Here is a 16,609-nt window from a genome sequence, read left to right as displayed (position 1 = left end):
TCCGCCCCCTTTTTTGATCAATCGCCGAGCAGGGCGGTGTTGCGCACTGCGCCCTTGTCGGCGCTGGTGGCCAGCAGGGCGTACGCCTTCAGCGCGCTGGTGACTTTGCGCGGGCGCGGTGCGCGCGGCTTCCAGCCACGCGCGTCGGCGTCGGCGCGGCGCTGTGCCAGCGTGGCCTCGTCCAGCAGCAGGTCGAGGCGGCGGGCCGGGATGTCGATGCGGATGCGGTCGCCGTTCTCCACCAGGCCGAGGGCGCCGCCGCTGGCGGCTTCCGGCGAGACATGGCCGATCGACAGGCCCGAGGTACCGCCCGAGAAGCGGCCATCGGTGAGCAGCGCACACTGCTTGCCCAGGCCCTTCGACTTCAGGTAGCTGGTCGGGTACAGCATCTCCTGCATGCCCGGGCCGCCCTTCGGACCTTCGTAGCGGATCACCACCACCTCGCCCGGCTGCACTTCGTCGGCGAGAATGCCGGCGACGGCGGCGTCCTGGCTTTCGTAGACGCGCGCTGGGCCTTCGAAGATGTGGATTGATTCGTCCACGCCGGCCGTCTTCACCACGCAGCCGTCGATGGCCAGATTGCCACGCAGCACAGCAAGGCCGCCTTCCAGCGAATACGCGTGCTGCAGCGAGCGGATGCAGCCTTCGGCACGGTCCAGATCCAGCGATGGCCAGCGCGTGGCCTGGCTGAACGCCTCCTGGGTCGGAATGCCGGCCGGCCCGGCCTTGAAGAAGGTGTGCAGGGTATCGTTGTCGCTGCGCATCACATCCCAGCGCTCCAACGCGTCGGCCAGGCTGGCGCTGTGCACGGTCGGCACGCGTACATCGAGCAGGCCGGCGCGGTCCAGTTCGCCGAGAATGCCGAACACGCCGCCGGCGCGGTGCACGTCTTCGACGTGGTACTTCGGTGTGTTGGGAGCCACCTTGCACAGCTGCGGCACGCGTCGCGACAGCGCATCGATGTGGGTCAGGTCGAACTCCACCCCGGCTTCCTGCGCTGCGGCCAGCAGGTGCAGGATGGTGTTGGTGGAACCGCCCATGGCGATGTCCAGGGTCATCGCGTTGGCGAACGCCGCCTGGGTGGCGATACCGCGCGGCAATGCGCTCGGGTCTTCGCCGCCATACCAGCGATGGCACAGCTCGACGATCAGCCGGCCGGCGCGGCGGAACAGCGCCTCGCGGTCGGCGTGGGTGGCCAGCGTGGTGCCGTTGCCGGGCAGTGACAGGCCCAGCGCCTCGGTCAGGCAGTTCATCGAATTGGCGGTGAACATGCCCGAGCACGAACCGCAGGTGGGGCAGGCGCTGCGCTCGAACGCGGCCACCTTTTCGTCGGACGCACTGTCATCGGCGGCCACCACCATCGCATCGACCAGGTCCAGCTTGTGCTCGGACAGCCTGGTCTTGCCGGCTTCCATCGGTCCGCCAGAAACGAACACCACCGGGATGTTCAGGCGCAGCGCGGCCATCAGCATGCCGGGGGTGATCTTGTCGCAGTTGGAAATGCACACCAGCGCATCGGCGCAGTGGGCATTGACCATGTACTCGACCGAGTCGGCGATGATCTCGCGGCTGGGCAGCGAGTACAGCATGCCGTCGTGGCCCATCGCGATGCCGTCGTCCACGGCGATCGTGTTGAACTCCTTGGCCACGCCGCCGACCTGTTCGATCTCGCGCGCGACCAGCTGGCCGAGATCCTTCAGGTGCACGTGCCCGGGCACGAACTGGGTGAAGGAGTTGGCGACGGCGATGATCGGCTTGTGGAAGTCGCCATCCTTCATGCCGGTGGCACGCCACAGGGCGCGGGCGCCGGCCATGTTGCGGCCGGCGGTGGAGGTGCGGGAGCGGTATTCGGGCATGGCTGGCGGAACGGGCGGGCCGTACGACGTGGGGGTCGCCTGATCATGGACAATTTTTTCGGTTGCTGCTGCAACCACCTGCGCCGCTTGCAGCGGCTGGGTGGTCCGCGCATTCCTCCTTATCCCCGCGCCGTTGGCGCGCCCCCTTGAACAACAAGGGGGCTTCTTGCCGGAGGCTTGGCTGCGCACGCCGGGCATAGCCGGGCGCCGCGGGGTGTGTGCCAACCACGGTTGGCACCTACCAGGGCGGTGTGCGTCCCGGGGTCGGATCCCATCGCGGCGCGATGGGCTCTGACCCCATTGCCCGACGAAAATGAAAGTCCGTTCATCTTTCGTACTTTGCCGATTCCGGTTGTTGGTCAGGATTTGGCATCATTGGGGCATTGATCTGTCGATGAGGCATGAGGCCATGAAACGTTCCCGCACCACCGCGCTGCTGCTGATGAGCGCCGCGCCGCTGCTGTTCACCGCCTGCCAGAAGGAGCCGGAGGTGAAGGTGCAGGAAGGCCTGTATACCTCGGTGCAGGCCTGCACCGAGGCTACCGGCGATCCGTCCTCGTGCCGCAACGCGTTCGCTGAAGCGCAGAAGCAGTCCGCCGATGCGGCGCCGAAGTACGCCAGCAAGGAAGCCTGCGAGAAGGACTACAAGCCGGAACAGTGCGTGCAGCAGCACACCTCGGCCGGTACCTCGTTCATCGGGCCGATGATGATGGGCTTCTTCATGTCGCAGATGCTGAGCAACCGCGGTGGCCTGGCCCCGCAGGCGCCGGCCTCGGCCCCCGCCTACCAGGACAAGAGCGCCGGCTGGGCGCGCCCGGCCCCGGGCGGCACCGGCGGCCTGAACACCGCCAGCGGCATTGGCGCCGGCAAGGCCGGCCTGGCCCCGGTCACCAGCACCCCCAACCGTGCAGTGACCGCCAGCCGCGGCGGCTTCGGCAACTCCAGCGAACGCCGCAGCACCAGCGGCAGTTACGGCGGCTGACCGACCCATGCAACGCATTCGAATCGCCGAACGTGCCCAGTGGCGGGCACGCGCGGAGGAAGCCGGTTTCCGCTTCCACACCATCGACGGCCAGCCGTACTGGGATGAAAGCGCGTACTACGCTTTCACCCTGCGCCAGATCGAACAGGACATTGAAGACCCCAGCGCCGAGCTGCACCAGATGGCGCTGGACCTGGTCGGCGATGTCATCGCCAGCGAACGGCTGATGGACCAGCTGGCGATTCCGTCGCATTACCGCGACTGGATCGCTGACAGCTGGCGCCAGCGCCAACCGCATCTGTATGGCCGCCTGGACCTGGCCTACGACGGCACCGGCCCGGCCAAGCTGTACGAACTGAACTATGACACGCCGACCTCGCTGTTCGAGGCCAGTTTCTTCCAGTGGCAATGGCTGGAAGACCAGCGCAATGCCGGCCGCCTGCCGCAGCATGCCGACCAGTTCAATGCGATGCATGAAGCGTTGGTCGAGCGCTTCGGCGAACTGGCCGCGCAGCTGCCGCCGCCGCTGTACTTCAGTGCGGTGGGCAGTTCGGACGAAGACCGCGGCACGGTCGACTACCTGCGCGATTGCGCCTCGCAGGCCGGCCTGCAGGGCCAGGCCATCGCCATCGAGGACATTGGCCTGTCCGAGGACGGCCGTTTCACCGCGCTGGACGATTCGGTGATCGGCACGCTGTTCAAGCTGTACCCGCTGGAAGACCTGATGGCCGAGGAATTCGGCCGCGCACTGCCCGGCTCCGGCGTGCAGCTGCTGGAACCGGCCTGGAAGGCGGTGCTGAGCAACAAGGGCATCCTGCCGCTGCTGTGGCAGCGTAACGTCGGTCATCCGAACCTGCTGGAAGCGCACTTCGATGACGGCAGCACGCTGGCCTCGGGCTGGGTGCGCAAGCCGCTGTTCTCGCGCGAGGGCGCCAACATCGAGATGCACCTGGCCGATGGCAGCACCCAGCGCAGCGACGGTCCCTACGATGGCCCGGCGATCATCCAGCGCGCGCATCCACTGACCCGCTTCGAAGGCGGCTACCCGCTGATCGGCAGCTGGGTGATCGGTGACCATGCCTGTGGCATCGGCATCCGTGAGGACGACAGCGCGATCACCCGCGACAGTGCGCGCTTCGTGCCGCACGCGATCGTCGATGAGGCGCCGACGCGGATCTACGTCTGATGGTGGTGCGGCGCAACCGCGGCCTGCGGCCTGCGCCGCTGGCCGGGCGCCATCTGGATGATGGTCACCGCCTGTGGCGCTATGCCGACCGGGTGGCGGTGCGTTGCCATCGCTGCAACGCGCCGGGCTGGGTGGTGGGAACTCTGGAATCGAAGCGTTTCCGTTGCCTTGGCTGCAGCGAAGCGTTGGATGGTGGTTGTGGCTGCGCTCGTTGTGGTGCTGGCGACTGGGTGGGGCCGGTGCGCTACAGCGGCTACCGCCCCTGTGGCTATTGCGGGCACCAATGGGTCAGTGCCGAGGTGCGCCGCGCACGCGCAACGTCTCCGGTGCGGACATTGACCGCAGACTGCAGCCAATGCGGACGCAGCAGCGAGGTGGACGTCACGCTGTCGCGGCTGCGTGGCAATGAAGCGATCGACCCGCATTTCGGCCTGCCGCTGCGACTGGTCGAAAAGACCGCTGCCGGCCTGCTCTGGGCCTACAACGAAGCCCATCTGCAGGCATTGCACGACTACGCCGCCGCGCCGCTGCGCGAGCGTGCGGGGATTGCCAACGGCTCGATGTTCTCGCGCCTGCCGCAGTGGATGAAGCTGGCCCGCAACCGGGTGCTGCTGCAGCGCGCAGTGGAGCGGTTGCAGCGACGGTTGCTGCAGGGGTAGTGCCGGCCGTTGGCCGGCAACCGCTGTGGGTAGATGCCGACCCTGGTCGGCGCTGTGGCATGTATGCCAACCAAGGTTGGCACCTACCAGAACGATGCGCCGGTAGCGCCGGGCAGGGCATCGGCGGTCACGTCCAGCACCATCACCTTCTCGCTGCGCAGCGCTTCATGCGCTTTCGCGCGTTGCTGAAGGTACAGGGCCGCAGCGCCGGCCTGGGTAGCCTCCTCCAGCGTCTGCACCTCGCCCTCCAGGGCACCGTCCAGCTCGCGCTCGCGCAGGCTGGCCACGCACACCAGGTGGCGTCGCTGCAATAGGCGCACCGCCGCCAGCAGGTCTTCGATGTCCTCATCGCGCACGTTGCTGACCAGCATCACCAGTGCACGCCGACGCTGGCGCAGCGACACTTCGGTGGCAGCGGCCAGGTAGTCGGTGGCCACCGCGCGTGGCTGCAGGTCGTAGCTGGCGCGCAGCAGGTGTTCGACCGTGCCCATGCCGCGCTGCGGCGCCATCCAGCGACGTTCGCCACCGGTGGCGAACAGGCCGGCGGCATCGCCCTGGCGCAGCGCCAGGTAGGCCACCACCAGCGAGGCGTTCAAGGCGTGGTCGAAGTGTGAGAGCCCGCCTTCGCTGGCCAGCATGCGCCGGCCGCTGTCGAGCATCAGCAGCAGCTGCTGGTTCTTCTCGTCCTGGTACTCACGCGAGATCAGCTTGCGCGCACGCGCGGTGGCTTTCCAGTCGAGCTGGCGCAGGCTGTCACCGACGCGGTACTCGCGCATCTGGTGGAAGTCGGTGCCTTCACCGCGCCGGCGCTTCACATGTGCACCGACCAGCCGCGAGGCCTGGTCGGCACTGAACAGGGCGAAACGGGTGAGCGGCACGAAGTTCGGATAGACCCGTACCTCCAGCGCTGGCGGCAGCGTGCGTTGCTGCCACCACAGGCGCCACGGCGAGCGCATGCGCAGGTGCACGCCTTCGAAGCGGAAGTGACCACGCTGCAGCGGCTGCAGGTGGTAGTGCAGGGTGGAGGCGCTCCCGGCCTGCAGCTGCACCCGTTGCGGCAGCGATTCCAGCGGCCAGCCGCCTGGCACGAGGTCGAACACCTGCACCGTCATCGAGTGGTCCGCCTGAAGGCGCAGCGCGGCTTCGCGACGCACGCCCAGTGCCAGCGCTTCGGGCAGTTCGCGTTGTACCTGTGGCGAAGGCCGCCGCGTCTGCCGCCACAGGTCCATCAATGCCGGCACGGCAATTGCCAGTGCGGCCAGTACCCAGCTCCAATGCGGCAGCAGCCCGCCCAGCACCAGGCTACCCAGGACGGCCCAGGCCAGCAGCAGCGCCAGTAGCAGCGGGGCCGGCCTCATCGGCGCGGCGCTTCCACCTTGGCCAGCAGCGCGCCCAACACGTCGTCGGCATCCTGGCCTTCGATCTGCAGCTCCGGGGCCAGCGCGATGCGGTGGCGCAGTGCAGGACGTGCAATGTCGCGCACGTCGTCGGGGGTGACGAAGTCGCGGCCGGCCAGCACGGCCTGCGCGCGCGAGGCGCGCACCAGCGCAATGCTGCCACGCGGGCCGGCGCCCACCGCGATGCCTGGCCACTGCCGGGTGGCGGCCACGATGCGCACGGCATAGTCGATCACTTCATCATCAACGGTAATTGCAGCGGTGGCGCGCTGCAGCTCCAGCAGCTCACCGGCGCCAAGCACGCGCGGCACCTGGCTCAGATCGAAATCGCTGGCGGCGCGCCCACGGGTGATCGCGGTCACCATGCGCTTTTCGTCCTCCAGCTGCGGGTAGTCGATCAGCACCTTCAGCAGGAAGCGGTCCAGCTGCGCTTCCGGCAGCGGGTAGGTGCCTTCCTGCTCCAGCGGATTCTGCGTGGCCAATGCCATGAACGGCGGCGCCAGGGTGAAGGCCTTGCCTTCGATGGTCACCTGGCCTTCCTGCATCACTTCCAGCAGGGCGGACTGGGTCTTGGCCGGTGCGCGGTTGATCTCGTCGGCCAACAGCAGGTTGGTGAACACCGGGCCACGGCGGATCTTGAAGCTCTCGCTCTTCGGGTCGTACACCGCGTGGCCGCTGACGTCGCTTGGCATCAGGTCGGGAGTGAACTGCACGCGGCCATAGTCCAGTTCCAGCGCCTGTGCGAGAGCGCGTACCAGCAGGGTCTTGCCCAGCCCGGGCACACCCTCGATCAGCACGTGGCCACCGGCCAGCAAGGCCACCATGATCTGGTCGAGTACATCGGCCTGGCCGATGAAGGCGTGGCCGACGGCAGCGCGGATGGCATCGACGCGTTCGATCAGGCGGGCATTGGCGGCCGCCGGCAGCTCGGGGACTTCGGTCATAGCAGGGATCTCATCTGGAGCAGCAAGCGGATACGCTCGCGCAGGGCGGAGGAATCATGCGGCGGAGGCGGAGTGAGGGCGCTGGCGACGCGGCTGCGGGGCCATGCCAGAAGTTCGGCGATGGCCTGTTCGCGTGGGGCACCCTCGAGTGCGGCGGCAACCGGCGCGCGCAGGCGCAGGCGATGCAGGAACACGGCCAGCACGGCGTCATACAGGCGCGCGCCGTGGCCGAAACGCAGCAGCAGTTCGCCGCTGGCGCGCACGTGCTCCAGCAACGAGCGGCGTTCCAGCACCGGTGAGGGCAGTCGGCTGCCAAAGCGCTGCGAGCGGCCCCACAGCCAACCCAGCACGGCGATCAGCAACGGCGCCCACAACGGCCAGCCCTGGTAGAACAGGCGTGCCCACAGCGACGGTGGGCGGCTGGCATAGACCAGCCAGAATGCGCCCTTGCCGTAGTTGGGATCGAGCAGGTAACGGGTCAGGTCGCGATGGGACGGATCGTGCAGCCCGTCACTGGCCTTTCCGGTGGACGCTGCCATGCGCGCGACCGGCGAATCCACCTCACCGCGCATGAACTCCATGTCGGCCAGCACGCTCACCTTGCCCTGGCCGTGGCGCAGGCGCGCGAACACCAGGCCGTGCTCACCGCCCCAGCGCCGTTCGGTCTGCGCATTGGCGGCAAAACCCAGCGTGAAGCGACGGCCGCCGCAGAATTCCACATGGCTGGGATCGTCTTCCACGTGGAAGGGCTGGCAGTCGCTGCGCTGGTAAAGGCTGTCCACACCCAACTGGTCCAGCAGTGGCCCCTGCGTGCTGCTGGCATCGTCTTCGGCCGGCGGCGGCGTGCGTACCAGCAGATGGCCACCGTGGCCGACCCAGTCCAGCAGCGCCTTCGCCGCTGGCGCCGGCAGTTCGCTGCTGTCCTGCAGCAGCACCACCGTGTCATGCGGCCCCAGTGCCATCTGCTGCAGTTCCAGGCGTGGCTGCGAATGCACGTCGATACCGTCGGCGCGCAGGGCCTGGCCCAACACGTACAGCGGGTTGTACGCGGCCTCGCCCTGCGGCGGCAGGCGCACGGTTTCGGTCACACGCTCATGGGTGCGCAGGTACAGGACCGTCAGCGGTACGCCGAACAGGACCAGCGCGCCCAGCAGCAATGACCAGAAAACGCGCGGGCTCATGCCAGCCACCGGTACTGCTGGCGCAGGGTCTCGGCCAGCGCATCGAAATCATCGCGGTTGGGCAGGCGGCCACCATAGGCGGCGTACTGCCACATGCGTACGACGCGCGCGAACAGTGCACGGTCGGTGGCATCGGGCATGCGCCGCGAGGCACGCAGGCACTGCGCTTCGGTGGCGCCGGGTGGAAGCGCGATGCCGCTGCGCTCGCCCACCGTGCGCACGCTGGCGCGGTACAGCAGGGCCAGCGCCTGCCGCGGCCGGCCCTGGTCCCACAGCAGGCCGGCCTGGGTTGCCACGTCCGGCGGCAACACCACCGGCAGCTCCACCTGTTCCTCCACCACCTGCGGCGCAGCCTCGGCCTTGCGCCGGCTACTGCCACGCAACCAGGGCAGCCACAGGCGTGCGGTCAGCAGCAGCACCAGCAGCAGGACGCCCAGCAAGCCCCACAGGCCCCACTCGGCCAACCGCGCCAGCCAAGCGATGCCGGCACTGCGGTTCTTGCGCTCCCCCTTGTTGCTGCCGTCGCTCTGCAGCGCCTTGTCTTCCTTCTTCTCGTCCTTGGCCTGTTCGATCGGCTTCCAGTGCGTGACCTGGCGGGTCGGGCGCTGCAGCGGATCCTCATAGGCGCGGTTCACCGCCTGGTGGAAGCCGGCGGTATCCACCGGTGCGGTACCGAAGATCACCGCGGGGGTGTTGCCGGGATCATTGGCTGCCGTGGCCGGTTCCTCGGTGCTGTCCTCGTCGGCGTCGGCATCGTGGGCTTCGTCGGCGATCGTCTGCGCATCCTGTGCGTGCCCCGGTGTGGAAACCAGCGGCAGTGCCAGGCACAGCAGCAGGGCCAGCGTCGATGTGGCCGGCAACAGGCGTTCGCGCAGCCGGCGCAGGGCGATTTCCACGTCCCACGCTTCCATCTGGGTGCGCCGGTTCAAATACAGGCCGAAGCCGGCGCCGACATAGAACGGTCCGATCAGCGCCGAGGCCAGCCAGCTTGCCAGGTTGAAGGCAAACCACGCCCACGCTGGCGTGTCCTGGCCGATCATGTCCCACGCCGCGCGCCACGATTCGGACATCAGCTCCAGTGGCATGAACATGAACACCGCGCCGATCGCGCCGGCCACCACCGCCGCTTCGAAGGCCATGCAGGCCACAGTGAGCACGGCCGCGGCGCCTGCCGCACCGGCCGCCACCGCGCGGCGGCGTGCAGCGCGCTGGGCCGGCGCATTGCCTTCCAGCAGGTTCACCGGCAGGCACAGGCTGCGCAGCACGCTGAAGCGGCGCCAGCCCAGGTAGCCCCAGAACCCGCCGTGGCCCCAGCTGCGCTGTGCGCGCAGGGCTGCCAGCGTGCCCACCGGTTCACCGAAGATGCCGCGTGAGAGCACGTACAGCGGCGCGCGTTCGAACAGCGGTTTGCACCACCACATCGCCAGCCAGGCCCAACCGAAGGCATCCCGCCACGCGCCCAGCAGGTTGAAGATCACGAACAGCGGTGCGCTGGCCAGCAGCCAGCTCCCCCATACGGCACGCGCGTGGCGGCGGGTGAGGGCGGTGCCGAGCTCCATCGCCTCCCAGCCACTGCGCGCGCGCAGCATCACGTCCAGACGATCAATGCGCATGGCCGCCTCCGCGTCCGCCACGCCACAGCCATAGCAGCACGCCGGCCCACAGCACGCCGGCCACGCTGAACTTGCCCCAGGCCGGCACTTCGGCGATCGACGACCAGAATGCTTCGATGAAGGCAGCCACCAGCAGCATGAACGCCACGCCCAGGCACAACCGTGCACCGATGCGACCGCCTTCGACCAACGCATCCAGGCGGCTGCGCCGGCCCGGTGCCAGCAGTTTCATGCCCAGCTGCAGGCCGGCACCGCCGGCGATCACGATCGCGGTCAGTTCGAAGGCACCGTGGCCCACGACGAAGCGCCAGAACGGACTGCCATGGCCGATGTGCTGCAGGTGACCGGCCACCGAACCGATGATCACGCCATTGAACAGCAGCACCAGCAGCGTGCCCAGCCCGGCCAGCAGGCCGCTGGCGAAGGTTCGCAGGGCGATGCTGATGTTGTTCATGATGTAGTGGCCGAACATCATCCAGTCGGTGCCGCTGTCGCGCCCCAGGCGTTCGGCGGCCGGGTCGTACATGCGCTCCATCTCGGCGATCTGGCGGTTGTCCATCACCGTGTGGATCAGGTCCGGATAGAGCTGCACCAGCACGAAGCAGGCCACTGCCGGCAACGCGAACATCGCCAGCGCCACCCACATGCTGCGCGCCTGGCTGCGCACCAGCAGCGGGAAATCGGCGATCAGGAACTCCAGTGCGGCGCGCCAGCGCGTCGGCGGCGTGCGGTACAGCACGCTGTGGCCCTGCTGCATCAGCTGCTGCAGGCGTTGCACCAGCTGTGGGCTGTAGCCACGCTCGCGGGCCAGCGCCAGTTGCTGGCACAAGCGCCGGTAACGTTGCGGGAATGCGTTGTCGTCCAGCGCCAGTGGGCTGGGCTGGCGGCGTGTGCGGCGCGAGGCGCCGGCGCGCAGCTGCAACCATTGCTCAAGGTCCCGCCATTCCTGCTGGTAGCGGGCGACGAACTGTTCCTGCTTCATCGTCGCCCCTGCAGCCAGTTGGCCATCGCGTACAGGCGCAGCACACCGACCTGACCGTGGGGGCCGGTCAGCGGCTCGGCGATACCGGCCAGCTCCTGCTGGCGCGCCGGCGACAGCCGTGGCGCCCGCTCGGCGAAGGCCAGCACGGCCGCCTGTTCTTCCGGGCGCAGCGGCTGCGGTGGCACCAGTACGCTGTCGATGGTCGGCGGTGGCGGCAGGTACTGCACCGGCGCGTGCACCACCACCGTGCCGGCCACCAGGTCACCGAGGCGACGGCCATAGGGATCAAACAGGCTGCTGATCAGGCCCAGCGCGTAGCCGAACGGCAGCATGTCCACGGTGCGCAGCAGGTTACGGGTAATCGCCGCCATCCAGCCCACCGGCGCGCCATCGCGGGCAAGGACGCGCAGACCCAGCGCACGCTTGCCGAGGGTGCGCCCCCACAGGGCTTCGCAGACGATCGGGTAGACCCAGTAGACCAGGAACATCAGCGCCAGGTAGAGGCCGGAACCGAACCTGTCCAGCAACGCCAGTGGAATCGACATCAGCACCAGCGCGGCGATGCGCACGCCGAGGTCGACCAGCCAGGCCATCGCCCGCGGCACCGGGCCGGCCGCCGGCAACTGCAGCGGCACACCCTCCGGCGTCACCACCTCGCGGTAGGTATCGAGCATCGGTGCGGCCATCAGTGCGATGGCCTTCGTTGTGGGTGCCGGAGTCCTCTCCGGCAGGCAGCCACAGGCATGGGGGGTCTCGACAGGTCCTGGTCGGGCCCAGACTTTAGCAGAGCCGCATGGCGGCGTTGGCCGCTCAGCCCAGGTAGTCGTTCTTCAGCCGCACGTAGTGGTCGGCCGAGTAGTGCAGTGATTCGATCTCCTTGGCGCTCAGCGTGCGCGCTGGACGTGCCGGGTTGCCGACCCACAGCTCGCCCTCGCCCACGACCTTGCCTGGGCCGACCACCGCGCCGGCACCCACGAACCCATGGCGTTCCACCCGGGCACCGTCGAGGATGCAGGCGCCCATGCCGATCAGGCTGTAATCGCCAATCGTGCAGGCATGAATGATGCAGCCGTGGCCGACGGTCACGCCCTCGCCGATCAACGTCGGGTAGCCGGCCTTGTTGTACGGGCTGTGGTGGCTGACGTGGATGATCGTGCCGTCCTGCACGTTGGTACGCGCGCCGATGCGCACGTAATTGACGTCGCCACGGATGACCGTGCCTGGCCACACCGACACATCGTCGGCCAGTTCCACATCACCGATGATCGTGCAGGCCGGATCGATGTACACGCGTTCGCCGAGAACGGGCATCTTGTCGCGGAAGGGGCGCAGCGGGTTCATCGGTTTCTCCGGAAATCAGGGCGTTCGCAACGATGATACCTGTGCCGGGGACCATCGCCGGGCCCTGCGCGGATGTGCAGTAGATCCACGCCATGCGTGGATGGTGACCTCGGTGCCGACCAAGGTCGGCAGCTACCAGAAACGGGTACAGCCGATCAGGTTGGCGCGTGCTCGGCCAGCATCCGCCGGAACAGCGCGTCCAGCCAGGCACCCTCGCCGTGCCCGGTGGGCAATGGCGGGGCCTGCGCAGCGCGGGCGGCCATGGCGTGGTCGATGTAGTCGCTGATGAGGGGGATACGTGGACGAGCGGTCACTTCGGCGCTGGCACGCTTGACCACCAGCAGTGCGTCGATGGCCTCGCGCAACGCTCCCTCCGGCAGCAGCCGCTCCAGCAGATTCTCGAAGGCCATCGGTGGTGGCGTGGGTTCGTTCTCGATCCATTGGCAGGCAAGCAGGGCGCGCAGCACGTAAAGGTACTTCTTGGTGCTGACGGTGGGCTCACCCAGATGGCGGCTGTGCGTGGTCCTGGCCATGCTCATGTAGTGCCACCAGCTGCCCAGCGGTGAATAGAACTCCTTTGCGGCCTCCCACAGCTGCGACACCGCGGCGTCATCCTGCTGGTAGATGATCGGCGAGCGCAGCCATTCGATCAGTGTCGGGTTGGACTTGGAGACCAGCCGCAGCGCCTTGCGCAGGTCCCAGCCGCTGACATCGAGCTCGTCGTCGATCGGCAGTTCGATCACATCGCGCTGTGGCTGCCCGGGGCCGGTCTCCTCGTTGATGCTGAGGTACCACGGCTGGCGGTGCACGTAGATGAAACGCGCGTCGTAGTCGCTGTCAGGCGAGGAGAAGCCCCAGCCGCGGCTGCCCGATTCGCAGGCCAGCAGCACGCGCACGTCGTGGCGTCGTTCGATCTCGGCCAGGGTGGAAAGGATGGCGGCGCGCTTGTCCGGCGCGATCGGGTGGATGTCGTCCATGCAGTTGTGTTCGTAGAGTCGAGCGTGCTCGACTGTAACGCAGGTGTGCATCGCTGCGCCCGCCGGGCATGGCCCGGCGAACGCGATCAGGGCTCGTAGCTGTAGCCCATGCCGTACACCGAGCGGATCGGATCTTCTTCCATGCCAGCGTCGGCCAGCTTGCGGCGCAGGTTGCGCACGTGGCTGTCGACGGTGCGGTCGACCACCACGCGGTGGTCCAGGTACAGGCGGTCCAGCAGCTCATCGCGCGCCCAGATCCGGCCCGGCGTGGCCAGCAGGGTGCGCAGCAGGCGGTACTCCACCGGCGTCAGGTCCAGGCCCTTGCCGTTCCAGGTGGCGCGCGCGGCGGGCTCGTCGATGTGCAGTCCGGCATTGGCACGCGCGGTCGGATCCGGGCGGTAGCGGCGCAGCACCGCCACCACCCGCGCGACCACTTCGCGCGGGCTGAACGGCTTGCAGATGTAGTCGTCGGCGCCGATGTCCAGGCCCAGCAGGCGGTCGATCTCCTCCACCCGTGCGGTCACCATGATCACCGGCACGTCGCTGCCGGCGCGCAGCTCGCGGCACAGGTCCACGCCGTCACGCTGCGGCAGCATCAGGTCCAGCAGCACCAGGTCGGGCTGATAGTGCGCGAACGCCTCGATCACCTGTCCACCGTCGTCCACCCAGTGGCTGTCCATGCCGGCGGCGGCGAGGTAGTCGCGCAGCACCGAGGCCAGGCGTGGCTCGTCCTCCACGATCAGGATCTTCGCGGGCGCGACGGGGGACGTGCTCATGCAGACTCCGGCAGGGTGATGACCACGCGCAGCCCGCCCAGTGGTGACGGTTCGGCATGGATGTGGCCATGGTGGGCCAGGATGATGTTGTGGCTGATGGCCAGGCCCAGCCCGCTGCCGCCACTGGCGCGATTGCGCGAGCTTTCCACGCGGTAGAAGCGCTCGAACAGCAGCGCGCACTTGTCGGCCGGCACTCCCGGCGCAGTGTCTTCCACGATCAGCTGCACGCCGGCCGGCACGCGCATGGCCTGCAGGTGCACACGGCCACCGGGATGGGTGTAGCGCAGTGCGTTCTCCAGCAGGTTCGCCAGTACCTGCTGCAGGCGGCGCTCGTCACCGGAAACCAGCAGCGGCGCAGCAGGCAGATCTTCCTCCAGGGTCAGCTGCGCGCCGGTGAAGCGCACGCGCATGCTGTTGAGTTCGCTGCGCAGCAACGCCACCAGGTCCAGCGGTGCGAAGCGATAGGCCAGGCCGCCGGACTGGGTCATCGACAGGTCGTGCAGGTCGTCGATCAGCTTGCCCAGCTGGCGGATCTCACTCTGTAGAGCACCGAGGTTGGCGCGGTCCAGCGGACGGATGCCGTCCTCGATCGCCTCCAGTTCGGCGCGCACCACCGCCAGCGGCGTGCGCAGTTCGTGCGAGATGTCGGCGATGAAAGCGCGGCGGTTGCGTTCGGTATCGTCCAGCGCTTGTGCCATCCGGTTGAAGTCGTTCACCAGCGCATCCAGTTCGTCGTCGCTGGTGCGCTCGATGCGGGTGGCGTAATCCCCGGCGGCCAGCCGGTGCGTGGCCGCGGCCAGCTTCGCCAGGCGCTGGCGCAGCGCACGCGAGACCAGCCACGCCAACAGCACCGTCACCAGCAGCAGCGAGATGCCGATCACCCACCACGCGCGCATCTGGGTGTTGTAGAAGTTCAGGTCGTTGGTGGCGATGACGGTCTGGAACGGCACCATGCCCAACCAGCCCACCGTCTGCCCGTCCACCTGCACCGCATGGGGTTCGTCGTCGCTGGTTGCGTCGGGGTTGCCGGCCACCCACCGGTGCTGCGCGTCGAACAGCCCCAGCCGCGACGGCACACCGGTCTGGTCGGACAGTGGCGGTACCGGTCCCTCGTGCCCATGGGCGAGGTCCGGGCGCAGCATCCGTGTCCAGCGGTCGCCGTTGCCGCGCAGGTGTTCCCAGCCGGCGTGCTCGCGGTACTCGCGTTGCAGGTGCGGCATCAGGCGCTGCATGCGCAGGTCGCCCTGATCGTTGAGGTAGTCCAGGAAGCCGGTCTGGAAGGCCACGCGGCTGGCAATGCCGTTCACTGCCAGCACCAGCAGGCAGGCGGTGAAGATCGCGAGGAAGGTCTTCGCGGTCAGGCCGAGTTTGAGTCGAATCTTCGCCATCGCGGAGGCCATTAGCGGCGCAGGCGGCGCTGAAAGCAAGCGTCAGCTGAGCCGGTCGCACAATCTCCATATTCTCTGCACAGTTTCACGGCAGCGTGACGAGGGTCAACGCAAGGCTCCCACGCCCCCCATGTCACTCCTGCGCCCGCTGTCCCGCTCCCCCCGTCCGCTGCTGTTGCCCCTGCTGCTGGCCCTGGCCGCCTGTTCGGCCGGCAAGACCGATGCCCCGGCCACGCCCGAAGTGGGCGTCATCACCGCCAGCGCGCAGCCGCTGGCACTGCAGCAGACCCTGCCTGGCCGCGCGGTACCGTTCGAGGTGTCCGAGGTACGGCCGCAGATCGGTGGGCTGATCCGCCAGCGGCTGTTCACCGAAGGCCAGCAGGTCAAGGCCGGCCAGCTGCTGTACCAGGTGGATCCGGCGCCGTACCAGGCCGCCTTCGATACCGCCCGCGGCCAGCTTGCGCAGGCCGAGGCCACCGTGCTGTCAGCACAGCCCAAGGCCGAGCGCACCCGCGCGCTGCTGGGCATGGATGCGGCCAGCAAACAGGACGCCGACGATGCCACCTCGGCGCTGAAGCAGGCGCAGGCCAACGTGATCGCCGCGCGCGCTGCGCTGCAGGCTGCCCGCATCAACCTCGACTACACCCGGGTGAGCGCTCCGATCGACGGCCGCATCGGCACCTCCAGTGTCACCGCCGGTGCGCTGGTCGCCGCCGGCCAGGATGCCGCACTGGCCACCATCCAGCGGTTGGACCCGGTGTATCTGGACGTCACCCAGTCCAGCACGCAGATGCTGGCCCTGCGCAAGCAGCTCGATGCCGGCCTGGTGAAGGCCATCGATGGCAAGGCGCAGGTGAAGGTTCTGCTGGAGGATGGCAGCACCTACGCGCATGAAGGCACGCTGGAGTTTGTCGGCAGCGCGGTCGATCCGGGCACCGGCAACGTGGTGCTGCGCGCGGTCATCCCCAACCCGGATGGCCTGCTGCTGCCGGGCATGTACCTGAAGGCGGTGCTGCCGATGGCCACCGATGCGCGCGCCCTGCTGGTGCCGCAGAAGTCGGTGGTACGCAACGAACGTGGCGAACCGCTGCTGCGCCTGCTCGACGCCAAGGACCACGTGATCGAGCGCCGGGTCAGCACCGGCCAGGTGGTAGGCAATCAGTGGCAGATTACCGACGGCCTGAAAGCGGGTGAGCGGGTAATTGTCAGCAATGGCAGTGCGGTATCGCTTGGCCAGCAGGTGAAGGCGGTGGCGGCCACGACGGCGCAGCTGGCGGCGATGCCGGCGATCGACCCGAATGGCAACACCGACGAAAAGTCACACTGA

Annotated in this window: 15 protein-coding genes; 4 read left to right on the top strand and 11 right to left on the bottom strand. The window is 68.3% G+C overall.

What is annotated here, in order from left to right; translation table 11 throughout:
* Window positions 1–17 precede the first annotated feature (17 nt).
* On the bottom strand, window positions 18–1,856 hold the full coding sequence (gene ilvD / locus ABH900_RS05520) for a dihydroxy-acid dehydratase (RefSeq protein WP_429621898.1): 1,839 nt from the start codon (window positions 1,854–1,856) through the stop codon (window positions 18–20).
* A gap of 409 nt (window positions 1,857–2,265) precedes the next feature.
* On the opposite strand from ilvD, the gene ABH900_RS05515 reads away from it, so the two are divergent.
* Genes ABH900_RS05515 through ABH900_RS05505 form a run of 3 tightly spaced genes read left to right on the top strand, consistent with a single transcriptional unit; the run spans window position 2,266 to window position 4,683 of the window.
* Complete coding sequence (locus ABH900_RS05515) at window positions 2,266–2,838, top strand: DUF1190 domain-containing protein (protein ID WP_429621897.1); 573 nt, start codon at window positions 2,266–2,268, stop codon at window positions 2,836–2,838.
* A 7-nt stretch (window positions 2,839–2,845) separates the two neighbouring features.
* Window positions 2,846–4,024, top strand: a complete 1,179-nt coding sequence (locus ABH900_RS05510) for a glutathionylspermidine synthase family protein (RefSeq protein WP_429621896.1) — start codon at window positions 2,846–2,848, stop codon at window positions 4,022–4,024.
* A complete protein-coding gene (locus tag ABH900_RS05505) occupies window positions 4,024–4,683 on the top strand; it encodes a hypothetical protein (RefSeq protein WP_429621895.1) in 660 nt (219 codons plus the stop codon). Before ABH900_RS05510 ends, ABH900_RS05505 begins: the two co-directional genes overlap by 1 nt.
* A gap of 83 nt (window positions 4,684–4,766) precedes the next feature.
* Here ABH900_RS05505 and ABH900_RS05500 read toward each other — a convergent pair whose 3' ends face one another.
* The 10 genes from ABH900_RS05500 to baeS all read right to left on the bottom strand — a co-directional run bounded on the left by ABH900_RS05500 (window position 4,767) and on the right by baeS (window position 15,294).
* Window positions 4,767–6,041, bottom strand: coding sequence for a DUF58 domain-containing protein (locus ABH900_RS05500; protein ID WP_429621894.1), 1,275 nt, complete (start codon window positions 6,039–6,041; stop codon window positions 4,767–4,769).
* Window positions 6,038–7,024: an AAA family ATPase gene (locus ABH900_RS05495; protein WP_429621893.1), complete on the bottom strand. Its 987-nt coding sequence runs from the start codon at window positions 7,022–7,024 to the stop codon at window positions 6,038–6,040. The genes ABH900_RS05500 and ABH900_RS05495 overlap by 4 nt, the downstream gene beginning before the upstream one ends.
* Window positions 7,021–8,205 (bottom strand): DUF4350 domain-containing protein, encoded by a 1,185-nt coding sequence (locus ABH900_RS05490; RefSeq protein WP_429621892.1) that lies wholly within the window; start codon window positions 8,203–8,205, stop codon window positions 7,021–7,023. Before ABH900_RS05490 ends, ABH900_RS05495 begins: the two co-directional genes overlap by 4 nt.
* Window positions 8,202–9,818, bottom strand: coding sequence for a DUF4129 domain-containing protein (locus tag ABH900_RS05485; protein WP_429621891.1), 1,617 nt, complete (start codon window positions 9,816–9,818; stop codon window positions 8,202–8,204). Before ABH900_RS05485 ends, ABH900_RS05490 begins: the two co-directional genes overlap by 4 nt.
* Window positions 9,808–10,800 (bottom strand): stage II sporulation protein M, encoded by a 993-nt coding sequence (locus ABH900_RS05480; RefSeq protein WP_429621890.1) that lies wholly within the window; start codon window positions 10,798–10,800, stop codon window positions 9,808–9,810. Before ABH900_RS05480 ends, ABH900_RS05485 begins: the two co-directional genes overlap by 11 nt.
* Window positions 10,797–11,486 carry an RDD family protein gene (locus tag ABH900_RS05475; protein WP_429621889.1) on the bottom strand — a complete coding sequence of 230 codons (690 nt, stop codon included), beginning with the start codon at window positions 11,484–11,486 and terminating at the stop codon, window positions 10,797–10,799. The genes ABH900_RS05480 and ABH900_RS05475 overlap by 4 nt, the downstream gene beginning before the upstream one ends.
* A 124-nt stretch (window positions 11,487–11,610) precedes the next feature.
* On the bottom strand, window positions 11,611–12,141 hold the full coding sequence (locus ABH900_RS05470) for a gamma carbonic anhydrase family protein (protein ID WP_429621888.1): 531 nt from the start codon (window positions 12,139–12,141) through the stop codon (window positions 11,611–11,613).
* 155 nt (window positions 12,142–12,296) lie between these two features.
* Window positions 12,297–13,118 (bottom strand): nucleotidyltransferase domain-containing protein, encoded by an 822-nt coding sequence (locus ABH900_RS05465; RefSeq protein ID WP_429621887.1) that lies wholly within the window; start codon window positions 13,116–13,118, stop codon window positions 12,297–12,299.
* Between the two features lie 86 nt (window positions 13,119–13,204).
* Complete coding sequence (locus ABH900_RS05460) at window positions 13,205–13,894, bottom strand: response regulator (RefSeq protein WP_429621886.1); 690 nt, start codon at window positions 13,892–13,894, stop codon at window positions 13,205–13,207.
* A complete protein-coding gene (gene baeS / locus ABH900_RS05455; RefSeq protein ID WP_429621885.1) occupies window positions 13,891–15,294 on the bottom strand; it encodes a sensor histidine kinase efflux regulator BaeS in 1,404 nt (467 codons plus the stop codon). Before baeS ends, ABH900_RS05460 begins: the two co-directional genes overlap by 4 nt.
* A 118-nt stretch (window positions 15,295–15,412) precedes the next feature.
* On the opposite strand from baeS, the gene smeA reads away from it, so the two are divergent.
* Window positions 15,413–16,609: a multidrug efflux RND transporter periplasmic adaptor subunit SmeA gene (gene smeA, locus ABH900_RS05450; RefSeq protein WP_429621884.1), complete on the top strand. Its 1,197-nt coding sequence runs from the start codon at window positions 15,413–15,415 to the stop codon at window positions 16,607–16,609.

The sequence above is a fragment of the Stenotrophomonas sp. AN71 genome (assembly GCF_050435725.1).
Classification (GTDB): domain Bacteria; phylum Pseudomonadota; class Gammaproteobacteria; order Xanthomonadales; family Xanthomonadaceae; genus Stenotrophomonas.
The sequence above is the reverse complement of the archived record's forward strand: the minus strand, read 5'-3'. Positions and strand labels throughout refer to the sequence as shown.